The organism is Sporichthya polymorpha DSM 43042, assembly GCF_000384115.1.
GTDB lineage: Bacteria > Actinomycetota > Actinomycetes > Sporichthyales > Sporichthyaceae > Sporichthya > Sporichthya polymorpha.
In genome coordinates this window covers 4,313,867-4,328,651 of record NZ_KB913029.1, presented here as the reverse complement: position 1 = coordinate 4,328,651, position 14,785 = coordinate 4,313,867, and the positions used below count along the sequence as shown (strand labels likewise).

The window sequence follows — 14,785 nt, the reverse complement described above, 5'->3', positions numbered from 1 at the left end:
GAAGAGGGAATCGACGGAGCGTCACCTACGCTTCCGCCATGACCGCGGATGGACCGAAGGCCGGTTCGGGTTCGGGGCAGAGCCGTCCCGCCGACCGGCTCATCCTGCGCGGGTACGGACCGCTCGCGGCCCTCGTGGTGCTCCTGCTGCTGGTGACGATGCTCGTCCCGAGCCGCCCGCAGGAGGACGAGCAGCTCACCCAGTTCGGCGGTGAGACGACCGCGGGCCTCGCCCCGGCGCCCGGGACCGCTCCGCCCGCGGGGAACCTCCCCGCCGGGACCGCGCCCACCGCGACGGGGCCGCAGGCCGCGGCCGGGAGTCCGAACGCCCCCGTGGCCCCCGCGGCCGGGTCGAAGGGCGACCGTTCCGGCACCGCGGCGGTCGCCGGCCGGACCGCCAAGACCTGCTCGGGCGGGGCGAAGCAGGACGGCAACTCCGCGTACTCGCCGCCGTGCCTGGTCTGGGACGGGAAGAACAACGGCGGCGCGACCGCGCGCGGGGTCACGAAGGACACGATCACGATCGCCTACCGGGACATCGGCAATCCGCTCGGCGACTCGGACTCCGAGCTGGCCAAGACCGCGGAGAAGAAGGGCATCGTCGCGAGCCCCGAGGCGACCGAGCGCACCCGCGCGGCCCTGCTCGAGTACTTCAACCGCACCTACGAGCTGTACGGCCGCAAGGTGAAGATCGTGACCTACAAGGGCCGCGGGGACGCCATCAAGGAACTCGGCGGGACGGGGCAGGAGGGCGCGAACGCGGACGGTCTGAAGGTGGCTCAGGAGATCGGCGCCTTCGCCGACATGACCGCGATCAGCCAGCCGTACCTCGACGCGCTCGTCCGGCAGAAGGTCATCGCGTTCGGTGGTCTGCACCTGCCCTCGACCTACTACCGGCAGCGTGCGCCCTACGCCTGGGGCCAGCTCGTCGACTGCACGGCGCTGCTGTCCAGCGCCGTCGACCTGATCAGCAAGCGGCTGCCGCCGTCCGGCAACGCGACCCGGGCCGGCAGCGCCGCGCTGCGCCAGAAGCCGCGCAAGTTCGGGCTCGTCGTCCCCGACGACGCGGTCTACGCGCAGTGCATCAACGAGGCCCGCCCGAAGCTCAAGGCCGCCGGGGTCGACTTCGCCAAGGAGATCCGGTACTCGCTCGAGATCGCGAAGCTGCAGCAGGAGGCGCCGAACATGGCGGCGCAGCTGAAGGCCGCGGGCGTGACGACGGTGGTCCTCGTGACCGACCCGATCCTGCCGTTCTTCCTGTCCGGTTCGGCGACGCAGCAGGACTTCTGGCCGGAGTGGTTCCTCTCCGGCACCGTCCTCACCGACGCCGACGTAGCCGGCCAGTTCTACGACCAGGACCAGTGGCAGTTCACCTACGGGCAGAGCTACCTCGCCGACATCAAGCAGGGTCAGGCGTCGGAGTCCTACCGCGCGTACAAGAAGATCCGCGACGACGAGCCCACGATGACGCGGGACCTCGACTACTACTCCCTGCTGATGTTGTTCATCGGGTTGCAGATGGCCGGGCCGAACCTGACGCCGCAGACATTCGCGCGCGGGCTGTTCTCCTACCCCGGCGCCGACGGCCCGCTGGGCCACTGGAGCTGGGGGCCGGACGACTACACCGCGATCGACGACGCCCGCGAGATCTACTACGACCGGCGGGCGCTGTCGGCGTTCAACAACCAGCCCGGGCGGTACGTCTCCCCCAGCGGCACGAAGCGCTACCGGGGCAGTTGGCCCGCCCAGGCCCCGCCGGTCCCGACCCCGCCGGCCGCCGCGCCCTGACCGTTGGCGCCCGAACCGTTGGCGCCCGAACCGTTCGCGCCGTTGGCGGACCCGTTCAGACCGCCGACGACCTCGCGCGCGAGCACCGCGTGCCGGCGCGTGGGGCCGAGGACGTCGCGCGCCTCGCTGACCCCCGTGCGGTGGCCGGGCGCCGAGGTGATGACGACGACCGTGCTGCCGTCGGCCCCGGCCTCGAGGCGGCACAGGTAGGTCCCGTCGGCGCCGACCTGGCCGGCCCCGATCTGACGCCCCCGCAGATCCGTGAGCGTGACGATCGCACCCGGCAGCGCAGTGCCGTCGCTGGAGCGCACCGTGCCGTAGACCACCGGCCAGTCCGACACCGGCACCATCCCGACCGGCGCGTGCCCGTCGAGCTGCTCGCGCAGCCGCTCCCCCTCGACGTCGACGTCGGGCAGCGCCCGGTCGAGCCAGCGCGGGATCCACCACGCCGACCGGCCGAGCAGCGAGAGCACCGCGGGCACGAGCGTCATGCGGACGACGAACGCGTCGACGAGCACCCCGAACCCGAGCGCGAACCCGAACGACTGCAGGATCGGGTCGGGCGCGAGCATGAAGCCGAAGAAGACGCTCATCATGATCACGGCCGCGGCCGTGACCACCCGGGCACCCTGCTCGAACCCGACCGCGACGGCCTGGGTCGGCTCCGCCCCGTGGACGAACTCCTCGCGCATGCGGGTGACGAGGAAGACCTCGTAGTCCATCGCGAGGCCGAAGACCAGACCGATCATGAAGATCGGCAGGAAGCTGATGACCGGGCCCTCGCCGCCGATCCCGATCGCGTCGAACCAGCCCCACTGGAAGATCGCGACCACCGCGCCGAAGGTCGCGGCGACGCTGAGCAGGAAGCCCAGCACGGCCTTGATCGGCACGAGGATCGAGCGGAACACCAGGAGCAGCAGGACGAACGCGAGCCCGCCGACCACCAGCAGGAACGGTGCGAGTGCGGCGTCGAGCTTGTCCGAGACGTCGATGAGGATCGCCGTCGATCCGGTGACGGCGAGCTCGACGTTGGCCTCGTCGCTGATCGCGTCGCCGGTGGCGCCGCGGATCCGGTTGACGAGGTCGGTGGTCTCGGCCGCCGTCGGGCCGGTCGCCGGGACGACCGTGACGATCGCGGCGTCGGCCGCGTCGTTCAGGTTCGGGCCGGTGACGGCGACGACGCCCTCGAGCTCGCCGAGGCGGTCCCGCACGGTGTTGGCGGCGATCGTCAGGTCGGTGCCGGGCCGCGGCTCGACCGCCACCATCAGCGGGCCGTTGAAGCCGGGGCCGAAACCCGCGGCGAGCTGGTCGTAGGCCTGGCGCTGGGTGGTGTCCGTCGCGCGGGTGTCGTCGCCGGGCATGCCGAGGCGCAGGTCGAGCAGCGGCAGCGCGAGCACGAGCAGGCCGACGACGGAGGCGACGACCGCCACGACCCGGTGACGCAGGGTCAGACCGACCCAGCGGGCGCCGAGGGTCGGCCGGTCGGCGCGCGGCACGCCGAGGCGGCGCAGCTTGCCGGGCAAGCGCCCGGCCTTCACCCGCTCGCCGGCGAAGCCGAGCATCGCCGGCAGCAGCGTCAGGGCGACGACGACCGCGACCACCACGGTCGCGGCGGCTCCGAGGCCCATCGCGGTGAGGAACGGGATGTTGACGACCGAGAGCGCGGCGAGCGCGATGACGACGGTCAGACCGGCGAACACCACCGCAGAGCCGGCGGTACCGGCGGCGCGGCCGACCGCCTCCTCCGGGTCGCGCCCGGCCGTGAGCTCGAAGCGGTAGCGGGACAGGATGAACAGGGCGTAGTCGATCGAGACTGCGAGCCCGAGCATCAGGGCGAGCGAGGACGCGCTCGAGGACAGCTCGACGAAGCCGGTCGCCGTCGTGATCGCCATCATCGACAGCGCGACGCTGACGATCGCGTTGAGCAGCGGAAGGCCCGACGCCACCAGGGATCCGAGCGTCAGCACCAGGACGAAACCGGCGATCACGATGCCGACGACCTCGGCGAGGCTCTCCTCCTGCTCGGCCTCGGAGGCGTCACCGCCGAACGCGACCCCGACCCCGGCGGTGCGCGCCGGTTCCGCGGCCTCGGTCAGCGCCTCGCGCGCCTGTTCGGTGAGCTCCATGCTCTGCACGAGGTACTGCACCTGCGCGTACGCGGTGCGGCCGTCCGGGGAGATCGCGTCAGCCTCGAACGGGTCGACGACCACGCCGACCTGAGGCGCTGAGCGCAGCTCCTCGACGACGCGGCCGATCGCCTCGCGGCGGGAGTCCGAGCGCAGGTCGTCCCCGTCCGGGGCCGTGAAGACCACGCGTGCGGTCGCCCCGTCGACACCCGAGGACGGGAACTTCTCCGCGAGCAGGTCGATCGCCTTCTGGCTCTCGGTGCCGGGGATCGTGAACTCGTCCGACGTCTCGCCGGCGAGCGTGCCGGCTGCGACCCCGCCGCCGAGCAGGGCGACGAGCCACAGCGCCGCGACCCAACGGCGCCGGCGAAAGCACCACCGGCCGAGCCGGTACAACAGCAGCGCCACGGATCCCCGATCTTCACAAGTTTCAGAGAATTGTGAATGAAGACGCCCGTCGCGCACAACTCGGTTCCCGAGATCGCCCCCGGGGGACCCTCACAACGTCAGGACCGGCGCCGTTCCTTCCAACGCTCGGCGATCTCCTTGAGTTCTCCGTCCATGAACCGGACGAAGTCGGCCAGCTCGCCCAGGCGCTCCGCCCCCGGGGAGTCCGACCCGAGCACCTCGGCGCCCTCGTCGGCGAGGTCGGCCAGGTGCGGGTACGCCTCCTGCTTGCGCAGCACCGCGTCGAGGATGCCGCCCGGGGAGAGCCGGTAGTGCTCCTGGCGCGAGCCCGGCACCGCGTCGCGTTCGACCAGGCCGGAGTCGATGAGCTGATTGACGGCGGAGGAGATCGCCGCCGCGCTCACCCCGAGGATCTCGGTGAGCTGGCGCGCCGTGAGCTGCTCGCGCTCGTCGCAGAGCAGGGCCACGTAGACCCGGGCCGGCATGCGGCCCCAGCCGCGCTCGTGGAGCGCGAGCGACATCCGCTCGACGAAGGTGCGCAGGGTGTCCGCCCCGGAGGTCGTGCCGTCCGGCTGGGCCGCCTCGGCGCTGGAGCTCACCCGCGTCCTCCCCACTGACTCGCCCACTGACTCCCTGTCCTGCGGGCCTGGCGACTTTATCGCCGGTTCCAAGCCCAGGTATGCGGTTGGCACCGATCCGGTGGATCTCGTGCGCCCACAGCCCGAAGACAGTGTTCCGGCGCACAATGACCGGAACCGGTAAAGACTTCGCGTCTCCTGGTACCTCGTTCACGAATTTCCGAATAGTGTGAAAGTGGCGGATCGACGGTCCCACTTCGGCCGCCGAACCGTCAATCCACACCCCTGGAACCTGGGGAGGCGCCCATGAGGGCGAGCCGTCGCATCCGGCTCGGACTGCCCCTGGCCGCGGCCGCGCTGATTGCCGCGTCCGCCTCCGGCTACGCCGGCCCGGAGAAGAAGGGGTCGGCGAAGAACGCACCGGCCACCGACGCTCAGGGTCAGTCGCAGGCGGTGCTGGCCCGGGTGGTCCCGTACGTCGGACTCCCCGGCGTCACGACCAGCGTCGGTCTGGTGACCGCGCAGGTCGCCAACGGCACGTCGCAGGCCTCCGCCGCCGCCGCCGACTTCGGTCTGCTCGGCACGCTCGCCGGGGGCGCGGCGTCCGGCCAGGCGCCCGAGGGTCTGCCGGCGCTGGAGATCCCGGCGCCCATCAGCGCGGACAGCGAGGGCGGCGACGCCGGCACCGGCGAGACCGTCGAGCGCGACCCGTTCGCCGCCGCGGGCGCCCCGGCCCTGCCGGCTCCCGGCGGCGCGACCGACCCGCAGGCCTTTCTCGGCAAGGAGTCGGCGTCGGCCACCAAGGACCCGCTCGCCGCGACCGGCACCGTGCAGGGCCCGACGCTGACGCTCCCGGGCCTGTTCGAACTCGCCGGCGGCCGCTCGATCGCCAACGCCACGAAGAACGGGGCCGGGTCCGAGGTCGTCCTCGACAAGCTCGACCTCGGCGCCGGGCAGGTCGTCCTCACCGGACTGCGGTGGGCCGCCGACCAGAAGAACGCGGCGGACGCCACCTCCGGCTTCTCTCTCGGCTCCCTGACCGTCGCAGGTCAGAGCCTGCCGGTGGACAGCCCTGCGGAGCTCGCCTCGAGCCTGGCGCAGGCCAACCAGCAACTGGCGCCGCTCGGCCTCGTGCTCGACGCGCCGACCAACCTCGCCGACGCCGGCGGCGGTTCGGTCGCCCCGCTCGTCCTGCAGATCCGCAACCCCGAGGCGCTCGTCGAGCCGACGAACCAGGCCTCGGCCGCCCTCGCCCCGGTCGTCACGCAGCTGATGGAGGCGGTCATCGCCGCCAACCCGGACGCCGCGGCCGCCCAGATCGTCGCCAACGCCCTCGTGGGCGGGGCCGGCGGTCGCAGCGGCGGTCGCCTCGAGATCGGTGGCGTGAGCGCCCGCTCCGCGCTGGTCGAGCTCGAGAGCGCTCTCGACGCCGCGACGAATTCCGTCGTACCGCTGCTGCCGTCCACGAACTCGGACGTCCCCAGCTCGTCGACCGGGTCCGCCCCGGCCGTCGACTCCGTCTCCGCCGGCATCGGCGACGTCCCCGCCAGTGACGTCCCGGCCGACACCAATCTGGTCCCCGCTCAGTCGCCCGCCACCCAGAACGCCGCCCTCGGATCCTCCGGGGACACGAACAACGGTCTCGCCGTCCTCGCGCTCGCGCTGGGACTCGCCGCCGTCGTCGTGCTGGCGCTCGGCGATCGGCTGCGGATGGCCGCGAGCGCGCGATGAAGCCCCGGCCGAACCGGCTGATCCTGTCGGGCTACGGCCCGCTGGCCGGCGTCATCGCGGTCCTGCTTCTCGTCACGGTCACCGTGCCCAGCAAGGCCCCGGGGGACGCGAACGAGCTCGCGATGGCGGGCCCGGACCCCTACGCCGCGACGAGCCCCGAGCTCGGCGCGGTCGGGGTCGACGCCGCGGGCGCGCCCGTCGTCGCCGGTGCGCCGGGGACGACCGGTGCCGCGCCGGGCACCAGCGCCGCGGCCCCGGGCGCGAAGCCCGGCAAGGGCGGCAAGGTCGTGACGACCGCGCAGGCGGCCGGCGCGCCGCGCGCCCAGGGCGTCGCCGCCGCGAGCAACTGCGCGGGCGGTGCCCTGCAGGTCGCGGGCAGCGCGTACTCCCCCGCCTGCGTGAACTTCAGTGGCAACAACGGCGGTGCGACCTACCGCGGGGTCTCCGCCGACACGATCACGATCGCGATCCGCGAGAGCAGCGCCTCCGACCAGCGTGAGCAGGAGGACGACGAGGACAGCGAGCTCGAGAAGAAGGCCGAGGAGGCCGGGATCTCGGCGAGCCCCGCGGACCGCAAGCGCGAGCTGGACACCCTCGTCGACTACTTCAACAAGAACTACCAGCTCTACGGCCGCAAGGTGAAGCTCGTCCGGTACACCGGTCGCGGGGACGGCCAGGCCGAGATCGCCGGTGGCGGCCAGGAGGGCGCGAACGCGGACGCGGTGAAGGTCGCGCAGGAGATCAAGGCCTTCGCCGACATCTCCGCGCTGACGCAGCCGTACATGGACGCCCTCGTGCGGCAGAAGGTGCTCGCCATCGGTGGCCTGCACATGCCGCAGAGCTACTACCGCCAGCGCGCCCCGTTCGCCTGGGGCCAGCTCGTGGACTGCACGACGCTGATGAACTCCGCGGTCGACCTGATCGCGAAGCGCCTGCCGGCCAACGAGAACGCGACGCGCGCGGGCAGCGCGAGTCTGCGTCAGAAGCCGCGCAAGTACGGCCTGATCTTCCCGGACGACGCCGTGTACTCGCAGTGCATCAACGAGGCGCGGCCGAAGCTGAAGGCGGCGGGCATCTCGTTCGCCAAGGAGATCCGCTACGCGCTGCAGTTCGCCAAGCTGCAGCAGGAGGCGCCGAACATGGCCGCGCAGCTCAAGGCGGCCGGCGTCACGACACTGGTGCTCGTCACCGACCCGCTGCTGCCGTTCTTCCTCACGGGCTCGGCGACCCAGCAGGACTTCTACCCGGAGTGGTTCGTCTCCGGGACCATCGGCACCGACGCCGACGTCGCCGGTCAGTTCTACGACAGCGACCAGTGGCAGTTCGCCCTCGGCCAGAGCTATTTGACCGGCTTCGGCGGGGGCAAGAACACCGAGGCGTACAAAGCCTTCGCCACGATGAAGAACGGCAAGCCGACGTCCCTGGTCGACCTGACCTACCAGACGCTGATGATGCTGTTCATCGGTCTGCAGCAGGCCGGTCCGAACCTCACGCCCGCGACGTTCGCCCAGGGCATGTTCAGCTACGGCAAACGGACCGGCGACTACGGCCAGTGGAGCTTCGGCCCGAACGACTTCACCAGTACCGACGACGCCCGGGAGTTCTACTACGACCCGAAGGCGCTCTCGCCGTTCAACAACCGGCCCGGCCGGTGCGTGCCCCTCAACGGTGGCAGGCGCTACGTCGGGGCGAGTTGGCCGGCGCGGGTGACCATGCCGACGCCGCCGGCCGTGGCGCCGTAGCGGCCCGGCCGGATCCCGGAAGCCGAGTCGAAGGGTGAGCCCGCTGCCCGCCGTTCCCGCCGCCGTCCCCGCCGCACTGGCCGACAAGCGCAAGCGCGCGGTCGGAATGGTGGTCGCCGCCCCGCTGGTCTGGGTGGTGCTGAACGCCGTCCTCCCGTCCGGCCTGCCCCTCGGCGTCGTGCTGCAGGGCGTGGTCCTCGGGTCGCTGACCGGTCTGTCGGCCCTCGGGCTGGTGCTGGTCTACCGGTCCTCGCGGATCATCAACTTCGCGCAGGCCGCGCTGGGGTCGGCAGCGGCGTTCCTGGCCGTGCAGCTCTTCCTCGTCAAGGGCTGGAACTACTACGTGGCGCTCGGCGTGGGCCTGGTGGTCGCGGCGGTCATCGGCGCGCTCTGCGACCGGCTCGTAGTGCAGCGACTGTTCTGGGCCCCGCGGCTGATCCTGACCGTCGCCACCATCGGTCTCGCGCAGATTCTGGCGGCTCTTCAGTTCGCGGTGCCGAGCATCGTCGGGTCCGGGGGCGGGTTCGGCGGGCTGCAGGGGTCGTTCCGCACCCCGCTCGACATCAAGTTCACCTTCGAGGGCCTGGTCTTCACCGGCGCGCACGTGATGATCCTCGTGACCGTCCCGATCGTGCTGCTGCTGTTCGCCTTGTTCCTGCGCAACTCCGCCGTCGGCGTCGGCATCCGTGCGACGTCCTCGAACGCCGAGCGCGCGATGCTGCTGGGCATCCCGGTGCGGCGCCTGTCGACGCTGGTCTGGGCCCTGGCCGGTGCGCTGTCCGCCCTCGCGGCGATGCTCTCGGCCCCGCTGGTGGGGCAGGGCGGCGAGATCGCCGGCGGGCCGGCGCTGCTGCTGCCGGCCCTCGCCGCCGCCGTCATCGCGCGGATGGAGAGCCTGTCCGGCGCGGTGTTCGCCGGCATCGGCGTCGGCGTCTTCCAGCAGGCGGTCTTCTGGAACACCTCGCGCTCGAGCTACGTGGACGTCTTCCTGCTCGTCGCGGTCCTCATTGCGCTGCTGCTGCAGCGGCACCAGCTCACCCGCGCCGCCGACGCGAACACCGCGGGCTGGAACACCGCCGACGAGATGCCGCCGGTGCCCGCGGAGATCCGGCACCTGCCGGAGATCATCTGGGGCCGTCGCCTCCTGCTCGGCGGGGTCATCGCCGCCGCCATCGCGCTTCCCTACCAGCTGAGCCCCAGTCAGATCAGCCTGCTCGGCACCGTGACGGTGATCTACGGTCTGGTCGCGGTCTCGCTCGTCGTCCTCACCGGCTGGGCCGGGCAGATCAGCCTCGGGCAGTTCGCGATCGCCGGCGTCGGTGCGGTCGTCGCCGGCGACCTCGTCGCGAAGACCGGGGCCGACCTGCTTCTCGCCATGCTCGCGGGCATGGGCGCCGGCATGCTGACCGCCGTCGCCATCGGCATTCCCGCGCTGCGGATCCGGGGTCTGTTCCTCGGCGTCACGACGCTGGCGTTCGCGGTGCCGCTCTCGACGTTCTTCCTGAACCCGGCGAACTTCCCCGAGGCGATCCCCACGCAGGTCGACCGGCCGCTGGTGCTCGAGCGCTTCGACCTCTACAACGAGAAAACGCTGTACTGGTTCTGCCTGACGGTGCTGGCCCTGGCGCTCGTGCTGGTGCACGGCATCCGGCACAGCCGCACCGGCCGGGCGATGATCGCGGTCCGCGACAACGAGCGCGCGGCCGCCGCCCGTGGCCTGAGCCCGACGAAGATCAAGCTCGCGGCGTTCGCGGTCAGCGGCGCGCTCGCGGGTCTGGCCGGCTCGATGCACGTCATCGCGCTCGACGGCGTCCGGGCGGGCACATACTCCCCCGCGATCTCCTTCGAGGCGTTCACGATGGTCGTGCTCGGCGGCGCGACGTCGGTCACCGGCGCCCTGCTCGGCGCGATCTTCCTCGCCGTCGCGAAGTACAACCTCTCCGGCGGCATGCAGTTGTTCGTCACCGGCGCGGGCGTGCTGTTCGTCCTGCTCGTCCTGCCCGGCGGTCTGGCCCGCGTAGTGATCTCCGCGCGCGGCTTCTGGTTCCGCACCGTCGCGCGGATGCGCGGCATCACCCTCGCCGGTCCCGGAGGGGAGACCGGCGCGACCGAGGTCGACCTGGCCTCCATCGGCGGACGCCTGTCCGCCGCCGGCCCCGACCCGCTGGCGACGGGCGAGGATGGCCCAGGCCCGCGGCCGACCCAGCGACCGGCAGGTGCGGGATGAGCCTTCTCGAGTGCACGGACCTGCAGGTCTCGTACGGGCGCAACAAGGTGCTCCACGGCGTGGACGTCCGCGTCGACGCCGGCGAGGTCCTCGGCCTGCTCGGCACCAACGGCGCGGGCAAGTCGACGCTGCTACGCGCGATCTCGGGCCTGACACCGCCGCGGCACGGCAAGGTCCGCTTCGACGGCAAGGACACCACCGGCTGGTCGCCGATGAAGATGGCGCGGCTGGGCCTGGCGTACATGCCCGGCGGCCGCGGCATCTTCCCCGACCTGTCGGTCGCCGAGAACCTGCGCATGGCCACCTGGGTCACGCGGAAGGACAAGGACTACTGCGCCGCCGCCGTCACCCGCGCGATCGAGCTCTTCCCCGCGCTGACGACCCGCATGGAGGACCGCGCCGGCCTGCTCTCCGGCGGTCAGCAGCAGATGCTGGCGCTCGCGCAGGCACTCGTGCAGGGTCCCGCCGGCACCGACGGCAAGCCCGGCGCGCGCGTCCTGCTCATCGACGAGCTCTCCCTCGGCCTCGCCCCGGCGATCGTCAGCGAGCTCCTCGACGTCGTCCGGCACCTGCGCGACGAGGGCCTCGGCATCCTGCTCGTCGAGCAGTCCGCCGAGCTCGTGCTCAAGGTCTCCGACCGCGCGATGTTCCTGGAGAAGGGCGAGGTCCGCTTCTCCGGCCCCGCGCAGGAGATCCTCGACCGCGGCGACCTGATCCGCTCCGTCTTCCTCGCCGGCGCTCTTGAGCAAGACAGTCGGGGGGCTCCGCCCCCCGACGACCCCCCGGAAAAGCGCTCCCACGACAGGGAGGAGCTCCCGCACATCGACGAGCTCCACCTGGAGGACTCCCCCGCTCGAACCCCCACTGAAGATGACATCTCCAGTGGGGGTGGGGCGCGGCCGGTCAACGTCACCGGGACCCGGGCCGAGGGGGTCGAGCTCGACGACGAGACCGGAGAGCTGCCCCGGGTCGTGAGGGAGGCTCGGCCGGCGCCGAAGCGCGCGGCCGGGTCCGACGACGAGGACGAGGATTTCGCCGACATCGCGGAGGCGCTCGACGCGGCCGCGGACGCGGCGCCGACGCCCAAGGTCGCGATCGCGACCCGGAACCTGCGGAAGACGTTCGGCGGTGTCGCGGCGATCGCCGGGGTGGACATCGACATCTCCGCGGGCGAGATCGTCGGCCTGATGGGCCCGAACGGCGCCGGCAAGACCACGATCCTCGACGCGATGTCGGGATTCCTGGTCCCCGACACGGGCCGGGTGTACTTCAAGGGCACCGACGTCACCGACCTGACGCCGCAGGCGCGCGCACACCTCGGCCTGGGCCGCTCGTTCCAGGACGCGAAGCTCTTCCCCGGCCTCACGGTCACCGAGACCATCGCGGTGTCCTGCGAACGCTGGGTGACCTCCCGGGAGCCCCTGGCGGCCGCCCTGCGGCTGCCGGCGTCCCTGCTCTCGGAGATCGACGTCGCCGAGCGGGTCGACCGCATCATCACGCTGCTCGGGCTCGGGGTCTTCCAGGACCGGTTCGCCAGCGAGCTCTCGACCGGCTCCCGCCGCCTCGTGGAGTTCGGGTGCCTGCTCGCCCAGGAACCCGACGTGCTCCTGCTCGACGAGCCCGCGGCCGGCCTGGCCCGCGCGGAGGCGGAGCTGATGGGGCCGCTGATGAAGCGCATCCGGGAGGCCACCGGCGGGGCGCTGGTCATCGTCGAGCACGACGTCGGGCTGCTGCGGCGCACCTGCGACCGCATCATCGCCCTGGAGTCCGGCCGGGTGGTCGCGCAGGGTCCGCCGGACGAGGTGCTGTCCGACCCGACGGTCATCGCCACGTACCTTGGAGCGGAGGCTGCCGCGGCGTCGTGACGACGACGTGACGGCGCCGTGAGCGGTCGGCCGACTCCACGACGTCGTCGGGTCGGCCCCGGGGTGGGAACGGAAGAACGGAGCAGGGCGGGCACGAGCGCAGCCGGTGGGGATTCCCCGCCGCGGCCAGTTTCAAACCGGTGTGTTCGGGGGCGCCGAGGTGGCGTGGGCCACCTCGTCCGGTTTTGTACGGTTTCTCGTCGCCTGATCGGACCAACGATTTCTCAGCGTGCGGACACGGCGACCGGTTAAGCCGCACTCTGTACCTGTCAGTGCGCCGAACCTGGCGCAGTACGTCGAGGAGAACGCGATGGCGGCACGAGCGCGGAGCCCACGGGCAGGCTCAGGCCTGTCGCTGCGCGGCGGGCCGGTCGTGCCCCTGGTCGGCGTCTGCGTCGGTGTGGCGGCCCTGACCGCCGCGGTGACCCTCGGGGGCGGGAACTCCTCCTCCACCACCGACGGCAGCCCGGACAAGGGCGTCGTGCAGGCCATGTCGGCCGCCGACCCGATCTCCGCCCCGGCCGTCAACACCTGCTTCCTCCGCGTCGCCGGCAAGCCGTTGGCGACCTCGCTCGCGGACGCCCGGACGCTGACCCAGATCGCCGCCGTCGGCTGGCAGGTCAAGGCACCCGAGGAGATGGTCGCGCGCGTCCTCGACGTCGCGGCCGGCAAGCCGGGCAAGTCCCCGTCGGTTACCGAGGCGCTCGACCTGTTCACCCGCGAGGACTCGGCGGTGCCCACCGCAGCGTCGGTCGCCAAGCTGCGGGCCCTGACCGAGCCGGGCGGGCTCACCTGCGCGTTCGCCGCGCCCGTGGCGGCCGCGGAGAGCCGCGGCAAGTCGGGTCTCACCCCGCGGGCCGACGTCATGCGGCAGGGGATCGTCGACGCGTTCGGCAAGCTGGCGATGAGCACCTTCGGACCCAAGGCCAAGGACAACCCCGCCGGCGCGGCCGGGCGCGCACTCAGCGTCACGGTGCCCGACACGATCTCCCCGGTCGCCTCCCCCGCCTCGTCGCCGGTGGCGACGCCCGAGGCGAACGCCGGCTGGGTCGTGGCGCACTGGCTGACCGCCCGCGGCGCCGACTACAAGCTCGACACCATCGCCTACGGCGACCTGATCTGGGCGCCGACCGTCGGCTGGCGGTCCCCGGACCCCGCCACGACCTCCTCGCCGGCGCGGCCGGGCCGCCTGTTCGTCTCGGTGGCGGCCGGTTCGTCCGCGAAGGACACCAAGAAGTCCGGTTCGGCCAAGAAGTCGAGCAAGAGCAAGAAGTCCTGACCGCCCGTCAGGTCCTCCCGGAGGGCGGCGTGGGCCCCGCGTCCCCCGACACTTCCCGGGAAATCTGAGAGAATGGTGGGGATGAGCAAGCACCGCCCGCCCAGCCAGGCCGTCAATCGGTTCCTCGGCGTCGGCCTCGCCGCGATCCTGCTGGCGGCCGGCGCCGTCACCGTGCAGGCCACGCGCAGTGACGGGTCCGCCACGCCGGCGGCGCCCGAGGCGCCCGCCGGGTCGAGCAGCCTGCTCGACATGTCCGGCCGCGACCGCCCGATCGCCACGCGCTCCGCGGTGCGGACGAAGGGCCCGCGAGTCGTGCCCGCCCCGACCACGAAGAACGCGGAGTGCCGCCTCGACCTCGGCTACGGGGTCTGGGAGATCGACATGACGGCGGCGCGGACGCTCACGATGCTGACCGCGGTGGCCTACCGCGACGGCCGGAACTACGTCCGGGCCGCGCGGGCCTTCGACCGGTCCCTGCAGAAGGAGGGCCGGGTCCCGCTGCGGCCCGACCAGTCCGTCGAGGAGATCAAGCGCAAGCGCAAGGACCCGTCGCCGCGCACGACCTCTCTTGACGCCGTCTACGCCTTGTTCCGCCCGCACGCCCTCACCTGCGTGACCCCCCAGCGCTCCATGCCGGCCCAGCCGATGACGACGACCGGTCTGACGATGCGGTCGCTCGCGCTGATCCGCGGGTGGGCCGAGGCCTACGGCGGCCGGCCGATCGGCGGGTTCGCGCCGGGCGGTGTCACCGGCGGCCACATCGAGAACTCGGCGCACTACGACGGCCGGGCGGTCGACATCTTCTTCAGCCTCGACGACGCCGACAACAAGGCCCGGGGCTGGCTGCTGGCGCACTGGTTGGTCGCGCACGCCGACTACTACCAGATCGCCACCCTCATCTTCGACGACATGCTCTGGTCGAACGTCAACTCACCGCTCGGGTGGCGCCCCTACGTCCACCCGTCCGGCAACGTCACGAATGTGACGCTGCGTCATCTCGACCACATCCACGTGGACGTGGTCCGGGGTTCCTGATCCAGCG

The 14,785-nt window shown here is 72.3% G+C and carries 9 protein-coding genes; 7 read left to right on the top strand and 2 right to left on the bottom strand.

Annotated elements, in window-relative coordinates; genetic code table 11:
• Positions 1-38 precede the first annotated feature (38 nt).
• Positions 39-1,787 carry an ABC transporter substrate-binding protein gene (locus SPOPO_RS0121065; RefSeq protein WP_019877048.1) on the top strand — a complete coding sequence of 583 codons (1,749 nt, stop codon included), beginning with the start codon at positions 39-41 and terminating at the stop codon, positions 1,785-1,787.
• Here the strand turns inward: SPOPO_RS0121065 and SPOPO_RS30885 are convergent.
• Both SPOPO_RS30885 and SPOPO_RS0121055 read right to left on the bottom strand, forming a co-directional pair.
• Positions 1,724-4,321, bottom strand: a complete 2,598-nt coding sequence (locus tag SPOPO_RS30885) for an MMPL family transporter (protein WP_019877047.1) — start codon at positions 4,319-4,321, stop codon at positions 1,724-1,726. The genes SPOPO_RS0121065 and SPOPO_RS30885 overlap by 64 nt on opposite strands.
• Before the next feature lie 98 nt (positions 4,322-4,419).
• A complete protein-coding gene (locus tag SPOPO_RS0121055; RefSeq protein WP_019877046.1) occupies positions 4,420-4,920 on the bottom strand; it encodes a GbsR/MarR family transcriptional regulator in 501 nt (166 codons plus the stop codon).
• A gap of 285 nt (positions 4,921-5,205) precedes the next feature.
• Here SPOPO_RS0121055 and SPOPO_RS0121050 point away from each other — a divergent pair, with 285 nt between their 5' ends.
• The 6 genes from SPOPO_RS0121050 (at position 5,206) to SPOPO_RS33110 (ending at position 14,778) form a co-directional block, all read left to right on the top strand.
• Positions 5,206-6,630 (top strand): hypothetical protein, encoded by a 1,425-nt coding sequence (locus SPOPO_RS0121050; RefSeq protein ID WP_020629235.1) that lies wholly within the window; start codon positions 5,206-5,208, stop codon positions 6,628-6,630.
• The gene (locus SPOPO_RS0121045) at positions 6,627-8,372 is read left to right on the top strand and encodes a type 1 periplasmic-binding domain-containing protein (protein WP_019877045.1); all 1,746 of its coding nucleotides are present in this window, start codon (positions 6,627-6,629) and stop codon (positions 8,370-8,372) included. The genes SPOPO_RS0121050 and SPOPO_RS0121045 overlap by 4 nt, the downstream gene beginning before the upstream one ends.
• A 34-nt stretch (positions 8,373-8,406) precedes the next feature.
• Entirely contained in the window at positions 8,407-10,599 is a 2,193-nt protein-coding gene (locus SPOPO_RS0121040; protein ID WP_028984985.1) for an ABC transporter permease, read from the top strand.
• Entirely contained in the window at positions 10,596-12,464 is a 1,869-nt protein-coding gene (locus SPOPO_RS0121035) for an ATP-binding cassette domain-containing protein (protein WP_028984984.1), read from the top strand. Before SPOPO_RS0121040 ends, SPOPO_RS0121035 begins: the two co-directional genes overlap by 4 nt.
• Positions 12,465-12,774: 310 nt before the next feature.
• Positions 12,775-13,743, top strand: coding sequence for a hypothetical protein (locus tag SPOPO_RS0121030; protein WP_019877043.1), 969 nt, complete (start codon positions 12,775-12,777; stop codon positions 13,741-13,743).
• 81 nt (positions 13,744-13,824) lie between these two features.
• The gene (locus SPOPO_RS33110; protein ID WP_156870103.1) at positions 13,825-14,778 is read left to right on the top strand and encodes a VldE C-terminal domain-containing protein; all 954 of its coding nucleotides are present in this window, start codon (positions 13,825-13,827) and stop codon (positions 14,776-14,778) included.
• The last annotated feature ends 7 nt before the right edge of the window (positions 14,779-14,785 follow it).